The 20,029-nt window shown below is 73.2% G+C and carries 13 protein-coding genes; 4 read left to right on the forward strand and 9 right to left on the reverse strand.

Translation table 11 applies throughout. The annotated features are described in order from the left end of the window. Positions 1-61: 61 nt before the first annotated feature. The gene (locus tag ACIBG8_RS12285; RefSeq protein ID WP_397342735.1) at positions 62-1,534 is read left to right on the forward strand and encodes a GMC family oxidoreductase; all 1,473 of its coding nucleotides are present in this window, start codon (positions 62-64) and stop codon (positions 1,532-1,534) included. Here ACIBG8_RS12285 and ACIBG8_RS12290 read toward each other — a convergent pair. Then, positions 1,467-4,271: a molybdopterin-dependent oxidoreductase gene (locus ACIBG8_RS12290; RefSeq protein ID WP_397342736.1), complete on the reverse strand. Its 2,805-nt coding sequence runs from the start codon at positions 4,269-4,271 to the stop codon at positions 1,467-1,469. The genes ACIBG8_RS12285 and ACIBG8_RS12290 overlap by 68 nt on opposite strands. Further along, complete coding sequence (locus tag ACIBG8_RS12295; RefSeq protein WP_397342737.1) at positions 4,264-5,049, reverse strand: FAD binding domain-containing protein; 786 nt, start codon at positions 5,047-5,049, stop codon at positions 4,264-4,266. The genes ACIBG8_RS12290 and ACIBG8_RS12295 overlap by 8 nt, the downstream gene beginning before the upstream one ends. Positions 5,050-5,180: 131 nt before the next feature. Here ACIBG8_RS12295 and ACIBG8_RS12300 point away from each other — a divergent pair, with 131 nt between their 5' ends. Continuing rightward, positions 5,181-6,443: a cytochrome P450 gene (locus ACIBG8_RS12300; protein ID WP_397342738.1), complete on the forward strand. Its 1,263-nt coding sequence runs from the start codon at positions 5,181-5,183 to the stop codon at positions 6,441-6,443. Next, complete coding sequence (locus tag ACIBG8_RS12305) at positions 6,440-7,477, forward strand: phosphotransferase family protein (RefSeq protein WP_397342739.1); 1,038 nt, start codon at positions 6,440-6,442, stop codon at positions 7,475-7,477. The genes ACIBG8_RS12300 and ACIBG8_RS12305 overlap by 4 nt, the downstream gene beginning before the upstream one ends. Before the next feature lie 10 nt (positions 7,478-7,487). Here ACIBG8_RS12305 and ACIBG8_RS12310 read toward each other — a convergent pair whose 3' ends face one another. Continuing rightward, positions 7,488-7,763, reverse strand: coding sequence for an acyl carrier protein (locus tag ACIBG8_RS12310; protein WP_397342740.1), 276 nt, complete (start codon positions 7,761-7,763; stop codon positions 7,488-7,490). Positions 7,764-7,898: 135 nt separating this feature from the next. Here ACIBG8_RS12310 and ACIBG8_RS12315 point away from each other — a divergent pair, with 135 nt between their 5' ends. Beyond that, the gene (locus tag ACIBG8_RS12315) at positions 7,899-9,557 is read left to right on the forward strand and encodes an AMP-binding protein (protein WP_397342741.1); all 1,659 of its coding nucleotides are present in this window, start codon (positions 7,899-7,901) and stop codon (positions 9,555-9,557) included. Here ACIBG8_RS12315 and ACIBG8_RS12320 read toward each other — a convergent pair. The 6 genes from ACIBG8_RS12320 to ACIBG8_RS12345 form a co-directional block, all read right to left on the reverse strand. After that, positions 9,526-10,725 carry a cytochrome P450 gene (locus tag ACIBG8_RS12320; protein ID WP_397342742.1) on the reverse strand — a complete coding sequence of 400 codons (1,200 nt, stop codon included), beginning with the start codon at positions 10,723-10,725 and terminating at the stop codon, positions 9,526-9,528. The genes ACIBG8_RS12315 and ACIBG8_RS12320 overlap by 32 nt on opposite strands. Then, entirely contained in the window at positions 10,722-11,735 is a 1,014-nt protein-coding gene (locus ACIBG8_RS12325; RefSeq protein ID WP_397342743.1) for a saccharopine dehydrogenase NADP-binding domain-containing protein, read from the reverse strand. The genes ACIBG8_RS12320 and ACIBG8_RS12325 overlap by 4 nt, the downstream gene beginning before the upstream one ends. Beyond that, positions 11,732-16,228 (reverse strand): amino acid adenylation domain-containing protein, encoded by a 4,497-nt coding sequence (locus ACIBG8_RS12330; RefSeq protein ID WP_397342744.1) that lies wholly within the window; start codon positions 16,226-16,228, stop codon positions 11,732-11,734. The genes ACIBG8_RS12325 and ACIBG8_RS12330 overlap by 4 nt, the downstream gene beginning before the upstream one ends. Before the next feature lie 72 nt (positions 16,229-16,300). Beyond that, positions 16,301-18,628: a lantibiotic dehydratase gene (locus tag ACIBG8_RS12335; protein WP_397342745.1), complete on the reverse strand. Its 2,328-nt coding sequence runs from the start codon at positions 18,626-18,628 to the stop codon at positions 16,301-16,303. Between the two features lie 31 nt (positions 18,629-18,659). Continuing rightward, positions 18,660-19,289: an O-methyltransferase gene (locus ACIBG8_RS12340; protein ID WP_397342746.1), complete on the reverse strand. Its 630-nt coding sequence runs from the start codon at positions 19,287-19,289 to the stop codon at positions 18,660-18,662. Between the two features lie 17 nt (positions 19,290-19,306). Next, positions 19,307-20,029, reverse strand: a complete 723-nt coding sequence (locus ACIBG8_RS12345; protein ID WP_397342747.1) for a tryptophan 2,3-dioxygenase family protein — start codon at positions 20,027-20,029, stop codon at positions 19,307-19,309.

The raw sequence follows: 20,029 nt of genomic DNA on the forward strand, positions 1-20,029 counted from the left end.
CAAGTGCTCGCTACCACGATCAGTGTGGTCGGGGCGGCTCAGAAGCGCCATGATGAGCACCGTGCCAGCCGGGGACCGCGCGGTTCAGCGAACCGCCGACGTCGTGGTAGTGGGGGCGGGCGCGGCCGGGGCCGTGGTGGCCGCCCGGCTCTCCGCTTCGGGCTCGGCGGACGTGCTGCTGGTCGAGGCGGGGCCTGACTACCGCAGCGCGGACACCCCGAAGGCGGTGCGCGGCACCGACGTCGGCCGGGCGCTGGCGGTGCGTTCGCTGCGCTGGCCCACCCTGATGGCCCGGCTCACCGACGAGCAGCCGCCGCGCCCCTACGTGTGCGGGCGGGGCGTCGGCGGGAGCTCGGCGATCAACGGTCAGCTCGCGGTGCGCGGGACGCGGGAGGACTTCGACGCGTGGGGGCTCGCGTCCTGGTCCTGGCCCGCCGTCCTGCCCGCGTTCGTGGGCCTGGAGCGGGACCTGGACTTCGGCGACCGGCCCGGCCACGGTGCGAGCGGGCCCGTGCCGGTCTCCCGGACGCCCGCTGACCGGTGGGGGCCGGTCAGCGGGGCACTCCACGCGGCCGCGCTGGACCTCGGTCACCCGGAGCATCCCGACCTGAACGCGGAGGGCAGCACCGGGATCTCGCCGTCCGCGTGGCATCGCCGGGACGGCGTGCGGGCCTCCAGCAACGACAGCTATCTCGAACCGGCCAGGGACCGGTTGCGTGTCGCCGGGGGGCACGCGGTGGCGCGGGTGCTGTTCTCCGCAGGCCGGGTGTGCGGCGTCGAGCTGGTCGGCGAGGGGCGCCGCGAGGTGGTGTCCGCACCGGCCGTCGTGTTGTGCGCTGGCGCGGTGTACTCCCCCGCCATCCTGCTGCGGTCCGGGATCGGCCCGGAAGCCGACCTCGGCGCGCTGGGCATCGAGGTCGTCTCACCGCTGCCCGGCGTCGGCGCGGGGCTGAGCGACCACCCCGCGATCCTGCTGGACGTCCGGCTGGCGGCGCACTCACCGGGATCCGAGTCCGGCGCCTGCCTGCTGCGGATGGGTTCGAGCCAGTTCCTCCCGATGGACCGCACCGTCGGCCCCGCGTCCGGCGGGCTCATGGTCTCGCTCATGCGGCCCTCGTCCACCGGCAGCGTACGGCTGCGCGGCACGGACCCCGCCGACGACCCGGCGCTCGACCTCCGCCTGCTCACCGAGCCCGAGGACCTGGACCGGCTGGGCGAAGCCGTACGGCACGCCTTCGAACTCCTCGGCCACCCCGCCTTCCGCGCCGTCGTCGCGGAGCGCCCGGAGCGCCCCGGCGGCGACCTCGCCCGGTGGCTGCGGGAGAACTGCAGGACGCTCTACCACGCCTCCGGCACCTGCCGGATGGGCGACGTGGTGGACGAGGAGGGGCGCGTCCTCGGGGTCGACGGGCTGTGGGTCGCCGACGCCTCGGTGCTGCCCGCCCCGTGCGGCGTGCCGCCCTACCTCACGACGGTGATGGTGGCGGAACGGCTGGCCGCCGCGATACGGGACCGGCTGCCGCGAGCGCGGTGAGGATCCGCTCCGGGTCCAGCGGCGTCCTGTCCACCCGCGCGCCCACCAGCGCCAGCGCGTCGGCGACCGCGTTGAACACGCACGCCAGCGCGCCCGCGGCCCCGCCCTGGCCCATGCCCTTGTGTCCGCCGGGCGTCGGCGACGGCGTCTCGATGTGCAGGAAGTCGATCACGGGCGACCCGGTCGCGGACGGCAGGACGTAGTCCGCCAGCCCCAGCGTCAGCGGCCTGCCCCGCTCGTCGTAGCGCACCTCCTCCAGCAGCGCGCCGCCGATGCCCTGCAGCACCCCGCCCGCGATCTGCCCCTCGACGACCTTCGCGTTGATGATCTTGCCGCAGTCCTCGGCGACGACGTACCGCTCGATCCGCACCAGCCCGAGGTCGCGGTCGACCTCGACCAGGCAGCCGTGGCAGGAGTTGGACCAGGTCATCGCGGGCGCCTTGTAGTGGCCGAAGGCCTCGAGCGTCCCCTGCGCCGTGCCGAACCCCTGCGCGGCCGCCGCCTTGGCCAGCTCGGCCCAGGACAGCGCGACGCCCGGGTTCGCCCCGTCCACGAGGACTCCCCCGCGCGACTCGACCCGGTCGGCGGGAACGCCCAGCAGGTCGGCCGCGAGCTGCTTCGCCGTCACCAGCAGCTCTGCGGCGGCCGCCCGGCAGGCGCTGCCGGTGATCACCGCGGTGCCGCTCGCCCCCGTGCCCCTGCCGTACGGCGTGGCCCCGGTGTCGCCCTGCACCACCCTGACCTCGCCCAGGTCGAGGCCGAGCTCGGCGGCCACCACCTGGGCCATGGTCGTCTCGACGCCCTGGCCGCCGGCGCCGGTCGCGAGGAACGCGGTGACCGTGCCATCCTGTTCGACCCGCAGCCGCGCGGTGTCGCGGTCGATGGGCTGCATCGTGCCGATGCTGGAGGGTTCCAGGCCCATCGCGAGCCCGATGCCGACCAGGCGGCCCTCCTCCTCCAGCAGCCTGCGCTGGCGTCGCCGCAGCTCCGGGTAGTCGAGCTCGCGCGCGACCTCCTCCAGCGTCTCGGCCGGGGTCACGTGGTCCAGGGTCAGCCGCGTCGGCATGGTGTAGGGCAGCTCGTCGGCGGTGAGGACGTTGCGCCTGCGCAGCTCCAGCGGGTCCAGCCCGACCGCGCGGGCCACCTCGTCAACCATCTGCTCGCGGGCGACCGTGGCGAACGCCCACGGCCCCCGGTACGCCCCGCGCGGGCCGGTGTTGGTGCGAACCGAGCGGAAGCGGAAGGCGTGCAGGGGCACCCGGTAGGGGCCGGTGAACACCATGCCGACGAACGGGCCCGCCTTGGCGACCACGCCGGTCGGGTACGCGCCGGTGTCCTCCAGGTGGTCGAGGTAGGTGCCGAGGAAACGTCCTTCCCGGTCCAGCGCGAAGGTCGCCGCGCCGGTGTCCATCCTGGCGTGCCCGGACGCGGTCAGGTTCTCCCGCCGGGTCTCGATCCACTTGAGCGTACGGCCCAGCACGCGCGCGGCGAGGACCACGGTCAGCTCGTCGCGGCCGGTCCACACCTTCAGCCCGAAGCTGCCGCCCACGTCGCGGGCGGTCACCCGCACCTGCTCCGCGTCCAGGCCCGTCACCCGGGAGATCGCCAGCTTCGCCTCGTGCGGGTTCTGCGTCGACATGGACGCCACCAGCTCCCCGGCGCCGGGGTCGTAGGAGGCCACCACGCCACGCGTCTCCAGCGGCGCGTTGGCCTGCCGCTGCTGGCAGGAGGTGACGTGCACGACGTGCGGGGCGTCCTCCAGGGCGCTGCGCAGCTTGGGCCGGATCGGCGAGGCCATCTCCTGGCACAGGTTCGACGCCGTCTCCGGGTACACGAGGCCCGCCGACCCGTCGGCCGCCGCCTCCGGGTCGAGAACAGGGGGCTCCGCCTCGATCTCGACCTCGATCAGGTCCACCGCGTCCTCGGCGACGTAGCGGTCGCGCGCCACGACCAGGGCGAGGGGCTCCCCGGCGAAGTGCACCCGCTCCCCCGCCAGCGGGCGCAGGGGCGGGTCGTCTGCGCCCAGCAGGGGCGTCGGCAGCATCGAGCCCGCGTGCGGGTTCAGGTCGCCTGCGGTGAACACGGCGACGACGCCGTCGAGCGCCAGCGCCGCGCGGGTTTCCACGCGGGCGATCCTGCCGGACGCGACGGCGCTGCGCAGGAAGGCGACGTGCAGCGTCCCGGGAGGTGAGGTGTCGTTGACGAACTCGCCGCGCCCGGCGAGCAGGTGCTCGTCCTCCCGCCGTCGCGGGGCAGCCGCGTCCTCCAGCTCCTGCGGGTCGGCCGAGGCCGCGCGCGTCACCGCCTTGACGATGGTCGCGTAGCCGGTGCAGCGGCACAGGTTGCCGCACAGCCCGGCGCGGATCTCCCCCTCGCTCGGGGCGGCCTGCTCGGCGAGCAGTTCCGTGCCCCGCATCAGGATGCCCGGGGTGCAGAACCCGCACTGGATGCCGTGCTCGGCGTGCAGCGCCTCGGCCAGGGGTGACCCGGCGGTGAGACCCTCCGCGGTACGGATCTCCGTACCGGCCGCCTGGACCGCGAGCACCAGGCAGGACAGGACCGTGGCGCCGTCCATCGAGACCGTGCACGCCCCGCAGACGCCCTCCTCGCACCCCAGGTTGGTGGCGGTGAGCCCGCACTCCTCGCGCAGGAAGTCGGCCAGCGTCGTGCGCGGCGCCGTCTCGGCTCGGACCGGCCTGCCGTTCAGGGTCAGCTCGACGGTCATGCGCTCAGCCATGCCTCACCTTGTCCCGTACCGTCGCCACGGCCCGCGCCACCGCGCCGCGGGCCAGGAGGCGCCGGGGGGTGTGCGGGTCCAGCACTGCCACGGCCGCGTCCGCGACCTCGTCCGGAGAAGCCCCTCGGGCCAGCGCCGCCTCGGCCTCCGCCGGGCGCACCGGCGTCGGCGCGACGCCGAACAGCACGATCCTGCAGCCGTCGCCGCCGAGGACCACCACGGCTCCGGCCAGCGCGAGACCGGGCCTGGTGGAGACCTTCTCGATGGCGAACGCCGCGTCGGTCGGGGGGAACTCGACGGCGGCGAGCACCTCCGTGGCGTCCATCGCGGTCCGGTGCGGGCCGAGGAGGAAGTCCTCGACCGGCAGGCTGCGCACCGCTGACCCGTGCAGCTCCACCCGCGCGCCCAGCGCGACCGCCACCGCGGGCAGCTCGGCCGCCGGGTCGGCGTGCGCCAGCGCGCCGCCCAGCGTGGCGCGGTTGCGCACCTGGACCGGCCCGGCCAGCGCCGCCGCCTGGGCGAGAAGCGGTATCACCGGGTGGCTCTCCAGCTCGCGCAGCCGGGTCAGCGCGCCGATCCGCCGCCCGTCCGTCCGGCTCAGCTCGGGCACCCGGTTCAGGTCGATCAGGTGCCTGCTGCGTACCCTCCGGCTCGCCATCAGCGGCATCAGCGCCTGCCCGCCGGCGAGGAGCCTGGCCTGGCCGCCGTGCTCCGCGAGCAGCGCGACGGCTGCCTCGGTGCTGGTGGGGGCGTGGTAAGCGAATGGGGCAGGTTTCACGTCGTGACCGCCTCCCAGATCGTCTCGGACGTTAGCCGCCGCCGAAAAAGGCGGTCAAGAAGGACGTTTGCCGCCTGACGCGGCGCGCGGCCATCCTTTACGCGGAGTCACCGCCGAGGAAGGACCGTCCTGTGCTCGGACTTGCGCAACGTGCGGTGGACCGGCGGTGGCGGCTACCGATGGGCCCGTTCGCCGGCCGGTACAACCCGTACGACCCCGACTACATCCAGGACCCCTACCGGCAGCTCGACCGGCTGCGCGCCGCCGCCCCGGTCTACCACAGCAGGGTGACCGGCTCCTACGTGATCAGCAGCCACGAGCTGGCCGCTGAAGCCCTCCTCGACCGCCGCTACACCAGCAACCGCAGGCTCGACACGTCCCTGCGCAGCCGCATGTTCTTCCGCCTCGCCCGCTTCACCGAGGAGGAGGCGAACGCGCTCGACAACACGCTGGGAGCCGTGCCCGACGAGGTGCACCAGCTCATGCGCAAGGCGATGGCGCACGACTTCGGCAAGCGGCGGGTCACCGCGCTCCTCCCCCGGATGGAGTTCTGGATCGACAGGCTGCTCGACGAGGCGGCGGCGCGCGGGGAGTTCGACGTGATCGGGGACTTCGCGGCCAAGCTGCCGATCCTCGTCGTCGCCGAGCTGCTCGGGTTCCCGCCGCAGGACGCGCGCGAGCTCCAGGAGTGGTCGGACAGCTATCTCGTGCTGGTCGACCCCATGATCAAGGGCGCCGGGATCACCCGGATGAACGCGGCCTTCCACCAGTTCGACCCCTACGTCGCCGAGACGTTGCGCCGCAAGCGCGCCGAGCCGGGCGACGACCTGATCACCCGGCTGCTGGAGCACCACGACGCGGGCGAGTTCGACGACGTGCAGCTCCGCGTCCTGATCATGATGCTCATGATCGCCGGGCACGAGGTGATCACCAACCTCATCGGGAACGCCGTGGCCTGCCTGCTGAAGTTCCCCGAGCAGCGCAAGCTGCTGACCGGCGAACCCGGCCTGATGCCGACGGCGATCGAGGAGTTCGTCAGGTTCGAGTCGCCGATCCAGGCGGCGTGGCGCATCGCCACGGAGGACCTCGAGGTCGGCGGCGTGCGGGTGCCCGCGGGAAGGGCGATCACCGTGCTCATCGGGGCGGCGAACAACGACCCCGCCCAGTTCGCCGACCCGCGCAGGCTAGACGTGACCCGCGCCGACAACCGGCATCTCGGCTTCGCCCTCGGCTCCCACTACTGCGCCGGGCCCTGGCTCGGGCGCGTCGAGGGGGCGGCGGCGCTGTCGCGGCTCCTGGAGCGCTTCCCCGCCTTCCGCGGCGACGCGAGCCGATTGAAGTGGAAGCCCGCAGCGGGCCTGCGCGGGCTCTACGAGCTCCCTCTCACCCTGTGAGAGCGCTGCGTTCCATCGGGGAGCTGACGCCCGAGTGGTGCTCGGCAGCCCTCTCCGCCCACGTGACGGCCGTGACCGCCACCCCGGTGGGCACGGGCCAGATGGCCGACACCTACCGGCTGCGCCTGGACTACCGGCTCCCTGGCGCGGGTCCGGCGACCTGCGTGGCCAAGCTCGCCTCCGCCTCTCCCGGCAGCCGTACGGCGGCGCAGGTGACCCGCGCCTACGAGATCGAGGCCTGTTTCTACGAGCACCTCGCGCCGAGGCTCCCGGTGCGCAGCCCCCGCTGCTACCTGTCCTGCTACGACGCCGAGACCCGCGCGTTCACCCTGCTCCTGGAGGACGTCGGCGACGACCCCGTCGCCGACCAGGTGGCCGGGTGCGACCCCGGCGTGGTGGACCGCGCGGTGGACGAGCTCGCCGCGCTGCACGGCGCGATGTGGGGCGACCCGGCGCTGGACTCCCTGGCCTGGCTGCCGCGCCACGACGGGCAGGACGCGGCCTGGATGGCCTCCCTGGTCCAGAAGATCCGCCCCCGGTTCGTGCGCCGGTTCGGCGACCGGCTGGACGCCCGGGTCCTCGACCTCGTCGAGTTCTTCGTGCCGAGGGTCGAGCGCTACCTGCGCGACCGTCCAGGCCCGCGGACAGTGGTCCACGGCGACTTCCGCGCGGACAACCTCGCCATCGGCAGGGACCGGATCACCGTGCTGGACTGGCAGACCGCCGCCCACGAGCCGGCGGCCACCGATCTCGCCTACTTCCTCGGTGGCAGCCTCGACGTCGCGCGGCGGCGGGCGGTCGAGCGGGCCGTGGTGCGCAGGTACGTCCGCTCCCTGGAGGGCCACGGCGTCCTGCTGTCCTTCGACGACTGCTGGCGCGACTACCGCAGGTACGCCTTCGGCGGCCTGCTCACCTGCATCGTCGCCTCCATGCTGGTGGTCAGGACCGATCGCGGCGACGACCTGTTCGTCACCATGGCGAACAGGCACGGCACGCACGCCATCGATCTGGGCTCGGCCTCGTTCCTGCGCTGACGCGGGGGGTTCAGCCCCCGGCGTTCGCCTGCATCAGGTCGAGCACCAGGTCCTCTACCTCCTCGACCGTGGTGATGTGCTGCACCTGGGACTGGTCGAGCGGCGGAAGATCGAACTCGTCCTCCATGGTGAAGCCCAGTTCGAGCAGCGCGAGCGAGTGGTAGCCGAGGTCCTCGACCAGCCTGGTCTCGGTCGCCCTGACTCCCTCGGGGTTCGGCGCCACCTGCAGGATGATCGATCGGATTCTCGTGCGAACGTCTTGGTCGGCTCTGGCTTCGCTGCTCATTCAGTCTTCGCCACCGTTCTCATCCTCGGCCGGCCCCGGCATGCCCCTGCGACAGCGGACCGGTTAGCGCACATGATGCCTCAACCGGTGTTGATCCGACATCCTGCCCCTAACGGCCAAGAAGGGGTGCCCGACGTGACTGCCAACCCGCTCATCTCCTGGATCGACGAGCCGGCCGCGCACCTGGGCATCCGGTTCCTCCGCGGCGCCGAACGGGAGCTGCGCACCTACGCCGACCTCGCAGCGGACGCGCGCCGGATCGCCGGCGGGCTGGTCTCCTCCGGCGTCGGGCACGACGACCGCGTCGTCATCGTCGAGCCCACCGGGCCCGACTTCGTCGCGACGCTCTACGGCGTGATGCTGGCCGGGGCGATCCCCTGCCCGGTGGCTCCGCCGTACCTCTTCCAGAACACCACGCTGTACGCCAGGCACCTCCAGGCGATCCTGGAGGTCGCGCGGCCCGCCCTGGTGTCCACGGCGGCCGACCTCGTGGAGCGGCTGGACTTCAAGGGCCAGGTGAGCACGGCGGCCGAGCTCGCCGCGCTGGGCGGGGAAGGCGAGGGCCCGCAGGCGAGCGCGGCGCTGCTGCAGTTCACCTCGGGGTCGAGCGGGCGGGTCAAGGGCGTGCGGGTGCCGGTCTCCGCCCTCGCGGCGAACGTGGCCGCCATCGGCGCCTGGCTGGAGATGGGCGAGGGCGACGCGACGGCGTCGTGGCTGCCGGTGCACCACGACATGGGCCTCATCGGGTGCCTGCTGACGCCGGTCACCAACCAGCGCGACCTGTGGCTGCTGGAGCCCGCCGAGTTCATCCGCGACCCGGCGCGCTACCTGGCCTGCTTCGGCGCGCACGGCGCCACGATGACCGCGATGCCGCCCTTCGGCCCCGAGTACATCCTGCGCCGGGTGAAGCCGGAGGCCCTCGCCGGGTTCGACTTCTCCGCCTGGCGCGCCCTCATCGTCGGCGCGGAGCGCATCGACGCCGACGTGCTCGACCGGTTCGCCGCGCTGATGGCCCCGGCCGGGTTCCGCCGGCGCGCCCTCCTTCCCGCGTACGGCCTGGCCGAGGCGACCCTGGCCGTCACCGGGCTGGCGCTGCGCGAGGAGGTCACCACGGTGCCCGTGGTGCCGCAGGAGGTACGGCTCGGCGAGCCGGTGACCTCGGCGGGCGAGAACGTGCCGCAGGTGGTCGGGTGCGGGCGCGCCCTGGTCGGCGTCGGTGTCGCGGTCGTGGACGAGGCCGGCGAGCCGCTGCCGGACAGGCACGTGGGCCAGATCGTGGTCAGCGGCACCTCGACGGCCGAGGGCTACTTCAGGCGCGACGGCTCGACGGGCCCCACCGACGACGGCTCCACGGGCCTCACGCGGTGGCGCGACGGGACGCTGTGGACCGGCGACGCGGGCTTCCTGGACGGCGGGCAGCTGTTCGTCATCGGCCGCCTCGGCGACTCCATGAAGGTGCGCGGCCGAACGGTCTTCGCGGAGGACGTCGAGAGCGCGCTGGTCGAGGCCGGGGTGCCGCGACTGCGCGCGGCCGTGCTGCTCGGCTCGTCCGCGGCGGGCGCGACCGGCGTGGTCCTCCTCGAACGGCCCACCCCCGAGTGGGCCGCGGCGGCGGCCGAGACGCTGCGGCGCATGACGGAGCACGCCTCGAACGTGGTCCTCGACGTCCCGCGCCGCTCGATCGCGCGCACGACCAGCGGCAAGCCCAAGCGCGCCGTGATGTGGGCCGCCTACGCGGCCGGAGAGCTCGACGGGACGCCCGTCACGGCGGCGACACCAGAAGCGGCAGGCTGAGGTAGGAGCGGAAGTTCGGCGTGTGCCTGCGTACGGCGGGCCCGCCGGACTCCATGCGCGCGAAGCGCCGGGCGAGGAACGTGAAAGCCGACGCCGCCTCGGCCCTGGCCAGCGCCGCGCCGAGGCACAGGTGGATCCCGCCGCCGCCGAAGCTGAGGTGCGGGTTGGGATGCCGCGTCACGTCGAAGTCGGCGGGCCGCTCGAAGCGGGCCTCGTCGTGGTTGGCCGAGCCGAGGTGCAGGACGAGCACCCGCCCGGCCCGGATCGTCCGGCCGCCGATCTCGATCGGCTGGTGCACGAGCCTGCTCTTCACCTGGACGGGGGCGTCGAACCTGAGCATCTCCTCGACGGCCCTGGGGACCAGGTCGGGGTCACGGTGCAGGATCGCGAGCTGCTCGGGGTGCGCAGCGAGCGCGGCGCAGCCGTTCGCCAGCAGGTCGGTCGTGGTGGCGAACCCGGCGAACAGGAGGAACACCACGTTGTCGATCAGGGCCTGCCGTTCCGCCACGGCCGGGTCGACCTCGCGCAGCCGGGAGATCAGGTCGTCGCCCGCAGGCCGCCCCTTCGCCTCGAACAGGGCGCCGACCATCTCCCGCATCCACAGCAGCGCCTCGACGGTCTCGGCCCGCTCGGCTTCTGCGAGGTAGGTCGCGAAGGCCTGCGACAGCGTCCTGGCCCGCGGGCGGATCGCGTCGATGTCGGCGGCCTCCAGCCCCACGAACTCGGCCAGCACCCGGATCGGCAGCTTGTCGGCCAGATCCTCCACCGCGTCGAAGCGGCCCTTCTCGACAGCCACCGCGAGCAGGTCGGCGACCATGGCGTCGATGCGGACCCGCCGCCGCCGGACCGCCGGGGTGGTGAACTCTGGGCCGAGCAGGCGGCGCAGCACGGTGTGCGCGGGCGGATCGCGGTTCAGCATGACGTGCCCGAAGAAGTCGGCCAGTGGCCCGTCGCCGAGGGCGATCCGGTGGTAGTCGCGGTCGAACTCGGCGCCGAGCCGCTCGTCGCCGACCAGCGGGGCCACGTCGGCGTACCTGGTCACCACCCACTGCGCCGGTCCACCCCTGCACAGCGGGCCGGTCTCGCGGAGGCGGCGGTAGGCGGGGTAGGGGTCGTCGACGGCCGCGAACTCCACCGCGTCGTACTTCGGTGGCAAGGTGACGGTCATATCGTGCCCTCCTCGGGCTCCAGCGCGTCGGCCGCGACGACCCGGAGCCCGGTCACGGCGTCCGTGTCGAGCAGGCGCTCGCGCGCCCACGCCGGATCGAGCACGTCGGCCGCGTAGTGCAGGCCAGGCGCGACCGCGCCGTCGAGGACGGCCAGCGCCGCCATCGCCGCCGTCGCCCCGGTCAGCTCGCTCGAACCGCGGCCGGTCAGGACCATCGTCGGCCCGCCGCGCACCTCGAACACGAGGCGCTGGTACCGCGACCGTCCGAAGGCGTCCAGCTCGCTGGCCCTGACCACGGCCGCCGGGTCCACCTCGGCGGCCACCAGGGCCGCACGCAGCCGCCTGCCGGGGAAGACGGAGTAGAACACGAGCTCGGCCAGGTCGAGGCGGCGGGCGAGCCGCTCCATCTCGGCGCTGAGGAACGGCACGCCGCTCGCCGGTTCCGAGAAGTGCGGGACGTCGCCCTCGATGGCCGGGACACCGGCCCGCTCCACCCTGGCCCCGTCCCGCCACACGGCGAACGTGCGCCCGGCCGACCTGTCCACGGTGGACAGGTAGTCGGCCGCCGCGGCGACCGTGAACAGGTCCTGGCCACCGGCGTAGCAGACCAGCCGCTCGCCCGGTTCCGTCACCAGCAGCCGGGGCAGCAGGGAGCTCAGTCCGGGCAGCATGCCCGCCGACAGGACGACGGGCACGGCGTGGGAGCCGCCCGCCAGCAGCTCGTGGAGCGGCTCGTCCCCGTCGGGGTCGATGTAGGGCACACCGGCCCGCGCCGCCGCCTCGGCCACCGGCGCCCTGCTCTCGTGCGGCGCTCCGGTGCAGTTGACGACCAGCTTCACCGACGCGCAGAGGCGGTCGAGCCCGTCCTGGTCGTCCGCGTCGAGCACGACGTCGGCACGCGCCGGATCCCGGCCGGCGACCACGACCGGCCCCAGCCCCCAGGCCAGAAGCTGGGCCACGGTGGCGCGGCCGACGGAACCGTACCCGCCGACGACCCCGATCGCGGTCATGGCCCGTCGCGCAGGTGCGCGGCCAGCGCCATGACGGACGGGCCCTCCAGCAGGACGCGGAGCAACGTATTGAACGACAGCGGCTTGGCCTCGGGCACCTGCTCGACCAGCAGTGCCGCCGCCTGCGAGGCGAGCAGGGAGTCGCCGCCGAGCTCGTAGAAGCCCTGGGAGCGGCCCACGGCGGGCAGGTCGAGCACCTCGCAGAGCAGCGCGGCTATGCGCCGCTCGAGGTCGTCGGCCGGTTCGTCGGCAGAGGAGTCGGCGACCGCGGCCTGCTTGGGGATCAGGGCGCGCAACCGCTCCCTGTCGACCTTCCCGGTGGCCGTGGTGGGCAGCCGGTCCAGGATCTGCACCAGGCTGGGCACCATCGCGGGCGGCAGCCGCCCGGCCACCGCCTCGGTGACCTGCTGCGGGCGCAGCGGCGCCCGGTCGGTCTTGACCTGGCAGCCGTAGACGTACAGCCCGATCGCGGTGAAGGCGTCGTCCTCCCCAGGGATGGCGAACACCAGGTCGTCGCCGAGCAGCTCCTGCCAGTCCCGGTGCGAGACGAACGTCTGGTCCCGGCCGCGCCGCATGTCGGCGAAGTCCTCTCCCCCGCCGAGCAGCAGCTCCATCGAGGTCATGATCTGGTAGTGGTCGCGGGTCATCTCCGCGAACAGCAGCCAGCCCCCGGGGGCCAGGAGCTCGCGCACCGCCGCGATGCTCTCGCCGACGTGCCTGGTCGCGTGGAACACGTCGCCGAGGACGACGACGTCGAAGGAGTTGGGCGCGAACCCCTGGGCGCGGAAGTCGGTGTTGATGTCGAGGATCGCGTAGCGGACCCAGGGATAGCCGCCGAAGGTCTCCTTGGCCCGGTTGAGGAAGAACTGCGACAGGTCGGTGAAGGTGTACTCCACGTCGAACTCGGCCAGGGCCGGGATGACGTCCATGCTGGTGCCGCCGACGCCAGCGCCGATCTCCAGGACGCGCAGCGGGCCGGGCGCGCCCGCGGCGACCGCCGTGACGGCCGAGGTGAGCACCTCGTTGGCCCAGCGGTTGAAGAGGGTCACGTTGTACAGGGACTCGCCGATGTCCACCCGGCCCTCGGGGAACAGCAGCTGTACGGCGTCGCCGCCCTCGCTCCTGAGCACCTCGGGCAGGCTCTCCGTGGACGCCTTGAAGTACTCGTGCACCTTGGCCGAGCCCGGGTCGAGCCGGGCGACCAGCTCGTCCACCTCGCGCCAGCCCGCCGCGATGGCGGACGGCTCGACGCGGAGCGCCGCGCGGTAGCGGCCCGTCCCCTCCTCGATGAGCAGGCCGTGGTCGGCCAGCACCCGGACGAAGCGCCGCACCACCCGGTGGTGCGCCTTGGGCGCCTGGGTGGCGGCGACGATCTGGGCCAGCGAGTGCGTCTGGCCCAGGTCCTGGAACAGGCCGTCGCGCTGGAAGGTGTGCAGCATGCACAGCAGCGCCAGCTCGTCCAGGCGGCGCAGGTAGGAGACGTACTCGGCGCGGTCGACGCCCTCCGCTCCGGCGTCGGCTGTCGCGGTGGCCGTCCCGGTCACCGCGGACGCGAGCTCGCCCGCGCCCCTGGCCTCTGCCGCCGGTTGCACGAACGCGACCAGCCGCCGGTCCCTGGCGTCGCCCACGATCACGGCCGCGTTGCCGACCTGCGGGTCGGCGGCCAGCGCCGCCTCGACCTCGGCCAGCTCGATGCGATGGCCGCGGATCTTGACCTGGTCGTCCTCGCGGCCCAGGAACTCGATGTTCCCGTCGGGCAGGTAGCGTCCGAGGTCGCCGGTCCTGTAGAGCCGGTCGCCGGTGCGCGGATGCACGACGAACCGCTCGGCGGTGAGCTCGGGGTCGAGGTAGCCGTCGGCGACGCCCGCGCCGCCGATGAAGATCTCGCCGGTCACCCCGTCGGGGCACGACTGCCAGCGCCGGTCCAGGACGTGCATCTGCTGGTTGGCCAGCGGCTTGCCGTACGGGATGCTGCGCCAGCCCTCCTCGACGGCGGTGATCGGGTAGTGGATCGACCAGATCGACCCTTCCGTCGCCCCGCCGAGGCTGATGAGCTGGAGGCCGGGCACGAGGCGGCGGATCCGGTCGGGCAGGCTGACGGGGATCCAGTCGCCGGACAGGAACGCCAGGCGCAGCGACGGGATCTCCGCCTCGGTGGCGGACAGGTAGTCGGCCATCATCTGCAGGTGGGCGGGCACCGAGTTCCACAACGTCACCCGGTGGGTGTTCACCAGGTCCGCCCAGTGCTCCGGCAGGCCGCGCCGGTCGTGGTCGGGCACGACGAGGCAGCCGCCGGCGGCGAGCGGGCCGAACAGGTCGTAGACCGACAGGTCGAAGCCGAGGTTGGCCAGCCCGAGGACCCCGTCGTCCTGGCCGACGCCGAAGCGCCGGTTCATGTCCTCCACGGTGTTGAGCGCGCTGCGATGGCTGATGCGCACGCCCTTGGGCGAGCCGGTGGAGCCGGAGGTGTAGATGACGTACGCGAGGTCGGGCACGGGCTTGGCGAGCGCGTCGCGGCAGAACGCGATGAGGTCCGCATCCGCCGCGAGGGCGCCGGTCTCGTCGGCGGCCACGAGGGTCAGCCCGTCGGGCCAGGACGCCCCCGCGCGCAGGTGTTCCTGGGTGACCACGATCGTCACACCGGCGTCGGCCAGCATCCTGTCGCGCCGCGCCTCCGGCTGGTTGGTGTCGATCGGCAGGTACGGCGAGCCGGCCAGCAGGATGCCGAGCACGCCGACGAGCTGGTCGGGGCCGCGGTCGGCGATGACCGCGATCGGCGTGTCCGCGCGGGCGCCCGCGCGCTCCAGCTCGACGGCCAGGCCCGCGGCCCAGCGCAGCACCTCGGCGTAGCTCAGGCTCCCCCACGATCCGGCCACCGCCGGCCGGTCGGGGGTCCTGAGCGCCTGGCAGACCAGGGGCTCGTGCAGCCACCGGTGCGCGGGCAGGTCGGGCACGTCGGTCGCGTTCGCCGCCCGGCGGCGCTCGGCCTGGTCGTCCGGCAGCGGCACGAGCACCGGCCGCTCCCAGCGCTCCTCGCCGTCGGCCAGGCCGTGGAGCAGGGCTTCGAAGGCGGCGAACATGTCGTCGACGAGCCCGTCGGGGAAGATCCCCTCGCGGACGTCCCAGTTGACGAGCAGCGCGCCGTCGGCGACCAGCGTCTGGCAGTCGATCCACACCTGCGGGGTCTGGGTGAGGCCGTGCACCAGCGTGGCGTCCCGCCAGAACGCCGGTTCCCCGTCGAGCGCGAGGGCGCTGGTGAACACGATCGGCATCAGCGCCTCGGTCCGTCCCCTGCGGGCGCCGAGCTCGCGCAGCACCTCGACGCCGGAGCAGGCCAGGTGGTCCAGGTCCATCCAGAGCTGCGCCTGCAGAGCGCGCGCCGCCTCGGTGAAGGAGTCCGCCGGGCCCGGCCGTACCTCCAGGAGGTCCACGGAGGAGAAGTCGCCGACGATCCGGTCGGCCTGCGGGTGCACCGGCAGCCGGTTGAGCATGGTCACCGCGAGGGTGAAGCCGTCCTTCGACGACCAGCGGGCGATCGTCTCCGCGTAGGCGGCCAGCACGACGCCCGAGGGCGTCAGCCCGCGGCTCGCGGTCAGGTCGCGCAGCCGCTGCCACTGCGCGGGGTCCAGCCTGGCCTGCCAGCGGTGGAAGCGGGCGTGCCCGCGCTTACGCGGGTCGGCCAGCGTGGGCAGCTTCGGCGCCTGCGGGAGGTCGTCGATCCTGGCCCACCAGTAGTCGCGCGCGCGCCGGTAGCCGCGCCGGTCGGCGAGCCGGGCCTGCGCGGCGAGGTAGTCGCGGAAGGTGAGGTCCAGCTCGGGCAGCGGTTCGGCCGGGGTACGGCAGAGCTGGTGCAGCTCGTCCAGCAGCAGCTGGACGCTCATGAAGTCGGCGATCAGCAGGTCGAAGGACAGGTGCAGCACCGAGCGCTGCGGCGTCAGCGACAGCCTGACGTCGAACATCGGCCAGGAGCCCGGCTCGTAGGAGCGGTCGCACATCTCCTCGCGGACCCCGGACGGGTCGTCGCACACCGGGATCTCGACGTGCGGGACGCTGGGCAGGACCTGCTGGTACCCGCGCTCGTCGACGACCGCGCGCAACATCGGGTGGCGTTCGACGAGGTGCCGCCAGGCGTCGGACAGCCGTGCCGGGTCGACGCCGTCGAGGTCGGCTTCGAGGTAGACCTGGCAGCCCACGCCGCCGTAGTCGAGGCCGTCGCTGCGGCCCAGCAGGTAGGCGGTCTGCATGTCGGTGAGCGGGAAGGGCTCGCCCGCACGGGCCGGGTCCGGCACGAGCAGGCTCGGGCCCACGTCCTGGCTCAGGTACTCCAGCAGCGTGGCTCTGTGCTGCCGCAGCTCCGCCTTGTCCTCGTCGGTCAGCACTCCTCGCGGGGCGCGGAACCTCAGTTCGCCGGCTTCCGCCCAGAGCTGGACACCGACCGCTTCGAGCCGGTCGACCAGTTCGGCGGGGTGTGTGGATGAGCTGATCTCGCTCACACCCCTCCCTCCTCACGTGTCCGGTGTGCACTGTAGAACGCGTCTCAGTCGGTGTTCGAGTGGGGAAAACGCTCAGTCGGTCGTGCGGTCCACGAACTGCAGGCGCAGCTCGGCGGTGTAGTGGTTCCCCTCGGCGTCGGCCAGCCACGTCTGCTCGGGCGTGGGCAGCATCTCGGAGAAGGTCACCGACGCCTCCTGGTTCGCCCCGTCGGCCCGCAGCATCCTGGCGAGGTTGGCGACCTGCACCTCGCTGCGGAAGTCGACGTACACCGGCTTGGTCTCCGAGCTGACGCCGGCGAACACGATCTCGGGCAGCCCGCGCTCGCGCCGCCAGCGCCTGGCCGCGACGAAGTGCTCGGCGTCGCCGCGTACGGAGATCCAGTCGAGGTCGGCGACCCGGAACGACCAGGTCTCGCGGAAGATCACCGTGTTGTCCACGACCACCCTCGGCGTGTGGCCGAAGCCACGGACCACCTGCTTGAACACGTCCATGAACTCGTACATCAGCCAGGTGCCGTGCATGTCGACGATGTCGAACCACCGGTCGCCGCCCGGCATCCCGGCGACCAGCCGGTCGCCGTCGCGCCTGGCCTCCAGCCCGCACAGCGGGAGCAGCCGGTCGGTCCCGCGCGGCGGGAACGGGGACACGCACAGCCACGTCTCGCGGGCGTCGTTGAGCCACGGGTAGATCCGCGCGGCCACCCGCGGATAGTCCTTGACCGGGCTGAGCAGCACCCGGTCGTCGGGGACTGCCGTCGCCAGCAGGGTGCGCAGCTCGTCGAGGTCGGGGTGCCCCCAGGCGAAGACGGGCAGCTCGAGGGGGAGGTATCCGACGTGGAGCTCGCCGATCACGGGCTGGAACTCGCCGCGCGCGAACGCCTCGGCGTCGCGGGCCGCGATGAGCAGGTCCACGCTGTGGGCGTGGGCGAACCCCCAGCTCGGGGCCTCGCCGGGGAAGGCCGCCTCGACCTGGCCGCCGATCTCGTCGCTGGAGCGCGTCACCACGTGCGCGCCGGTGTCCAGGTCGAGGATCTCGCGCCAGCGGGCCACGAACTCCTTGGCCAGGTGGTCGACCGGGCGGTCGCCCGGCGTGAACACCTTGTCGGCGCAGGAGAACACCAGCTCGGCCAGGCCGACGCTCTCAGCGCCCAGCGCGTCGAACGCCTCGGTGAACACGGCACGCACCCGCCGCGCCGCCTCGCCGGCGAACCAGCGGGCGCTGCGCAGCAGCAGCGACAGCGGCACGGCGCAGGACTCCAGCACCTGGGGCCCGAACGACAGCTCCACGTCGCGATCGCACTCCAGGTAGGCCAGGCGGCGGCCGCCGTAGGCCTGGCCGGGGCGGCGCATCGGATCGACCCCGGTCAGCGCGGTGAACTCCTGCTCCAGGCGCCGGTAGAGGGTGAGCAGGTCGGCCGGGTCGCGATAGGCGGCGAGCGCGTCCCGCGCCCCTTCGAGCCGGTCGAGCTTCTCGGCCGCCCGCTCGCGGACCTTGGCGTCGCCGATGGCGTCCAGGCGCCTGCGCAGCTCGCGCTCGGCGTTGTGCACCAGCGGCGGCTCCAGGTCCCAGAGCACGAGGCCCTTGGCGGCCAGGGTCTCCAGCTGCAGGTACACCTCGGCCGGGTCGGAGCCGAACGCCTCGGCGATCGCCAGCGCGGACCGCTCGCCGTCCACGAGGGCGATCAGCCCGGCCTCATCGGCGGACAGCTCGACGGGTCCCGCCATGGTCCTGGCGTGCCCGCTGGAGACGTGGACGGTGGGGTGGAGGCGTGGAGCGATCCAGGGGCGCACCTCTGGATCCTGGGACAGGGTGGCCGCCAGCGTGTCGACGGCCCACGGCTCCAGGTAGAGCAGGCCCCGGCTGATCAGCGCCTGACCCGGCCGCATGCTCAGCGGCTCCCCGCTCGACCGCAGGTCGAACCAGCTCACCGGGCCGAAGAAGCCGATCGACTCGTTCTTGGCGCAGTAGCGGGTCCAGTAGTTGGCCACGAGCCGCTGGCGCTTGCGCAGCCGGTGGTTGTTCGTGGCGTCGGCGCCCGACAGCCCGAGCTTGATGATCATCGGCTCGACGAGGTCCGGGTTGTGCCAGGTGATGGCCTCCAGGAAGTCGTTGCGCCGGGCGATGCGGCGCAGCAGCTCTGCCTGCCGCGCGCCGGCCCGCTCGACCACCGCGTCCAGGCCGTCGCCCGCATCCTCCAGCCAGCGGTCCACGGCCGCCGCGTACTCGGCGTCGCCGAGTTCGAGCAGGTCACCGATCGGGAACCCGGCGCTGCGGAGAACGCCGTGCGAGAGCACGGCGAACCCCCCTGGCAGGGGCAGGAACGTTCCCGGCGGCAGCGACGCCGCCTTGTGTCCGGGGGCGTTGAGGCGGGAGAGCGGTTCGGCGGCCGCGTCGTTCATGGGGGGCTCCAGTCATCACCGGGTTGTTTTCTCAGGGGCCGGAACGGCGGATCACGGTCACGCCCGCGCGGATCGTCAGCAGCACCTGGACGAGGTCGGCCCGGCCCGCCACGTGCGCGTTGAAGGCGTGGACGGCCGCCGCCTCCTCAGGGTCCGGGGTGATGGCGAACTGCAGCGCGTTGTCGACCACGATGAACCCTCGCTCGCCGAGCAGGGGAAGCACGGCGTCGAGGTAGCTGATGTAGGACGGCCGGTCCGCGTCGAGGAAGACCAGCTCGAATCGCTCGTCCAGCTCGGGGAGGGTCTTGAGCGCCGGCCCCTCCCGCACCTCGATCCGGTCGGCGTACGGCGAGGCGGCGAAGTTGTCGCGGGCGATCCCGGCGATGCGGGCGTCGGCCTCCAGGGTCACGATCCCGCACTCGGCGGGCATCGCCTCGGCCATGGCCAGCGCCGAGTAGCCGGTGAACGTGCCGATCTCCAGGATGCGGCGCGGCCGTACCATCGCCACCAGCATCGCGAGCAGGGCGCCTTCGACCGGGCCGATCATCATCTCGGGCCGGTCCATCGTCGATCGGGTGGCCGCGGCCACCCTGGCGAGGAGCGGTGACGGCGGGCTGGTGTGCTCTTCCGCGTACAGCTCGATCTTGGGTCGGACGATCATGACACGTCGCCTCTGATTCAGCCGGAGAACTGGAGGTCTGGCCGGATCGACCAGAGGTCGGGGTAGAACCTGCGGCTGATGCGCTGCTCCAGGTACGTGACGCCGGCCGTGCCGAGGGTGCCTGGGGCGTCGCCGATCTGCCGGGCGGCGGCGAGGGCGTGCCGCTGCCGCCAGATGCAGAACGCCTGGTCGTGGTCGAGCAGCGCCTCGCAGAGCGCGAACGTGGGACCGGCCTGCCGGTAGATCTCCAGCAGGGTGCGCTCCCGCCGGGCGCGGGCCTCGGCGGTGTCGTCGACCGGCATGTCGTGGCCGTCGCTCCTGACCTGCGCGCAGAGCGCCGACCAAAGGTCCTCCGCCTGGTCGGTGGCCGGAGCGCCGGGCGGCCTGGACGAGATCCGCTCGATCACGGCGAACTGCCGCGACTCGGCCGCGGAAGCCGTACCCAGAACGAGGCGGAGGGCACCGAAGCCGCCCGGAGGTAACTGGTCGATCAGCACGAACTGGTCGATCAGCAGCCGTTCCACCTCGTGGACGCGGCGCAGCCGGAGCAGGGCCGTGTCCACGTCGCTCGCGCCGAGGGCCTCCACCGCGCCCTGGATGTCTTCGATGATGAGCTTGAACCACAGCTCGCTGACCTGGTGCACCACGATGAAGGGCAGTTCGGTCGCCGTGTGCTTGGTACGGGTGCGCTGCAAGCTGAGCAGCTGGTCGAGTTCGAGGTACTCGTGGTATCCAGCCAC

The organism is Nonomuraea sp. NPDC050556 (assembly GCF_044457355.1).
In the GTDB taxonomy this organism is placed as follows: domain Bacteria; phylum Actinomycetota; class Actinomycetes; order Streptosporangiales; family Streptosporangiaceae; genus Nonomuraea.

Bases quoted from the DNA above. Each gene is read 5' to 3' on its own strand.
- ACIBG8_RS12290 (WP_397342736.1), bottom strand. From the start codon at position 4,271: ATGGCTGAGCGCATGACCGTCGAGCTGACCCTGAACGGCAGGCCGGTC.
- ACIBG8_RS12310 (WP_397342740.1), bottom strand. From the start codon at position 7,763: ATGAGCAGCGAAGCCAGAGCCGACCAAGACGTTCGCACGAGAATCCGA.
- ACIBG8_RS12320 (WP_397342742.1), bottom strand. From the start codon at position 10,725: ATGACCGTCACCTTGCCACCGAAGTACGACGCGGTGGAGTTCGCGGCC.
- ACIBG8_RS12325 (WP_397342743.1), bottom strand. From the start codon at position 11,735: ATGACCGCGATCGGGGTCGTCGGCGGGTACGGTTCCGTCGGCCGCGCC.
- ACIBG8_RS12335 (WP_397342745.1), bottom strand. From the start codon at position 18,628: ATGAACGACGCGGCCGCCGAACCGCTCTCCCGCCTCAACGCCCCCGGA.
- ACIBG8_RS12340 (WP_397342746.1), bottom strand. From the start codon at position 19,289: ATGATCGTCCGACCCAAGATCGAGCTGTACGCGGAAGAGCACACCAGC.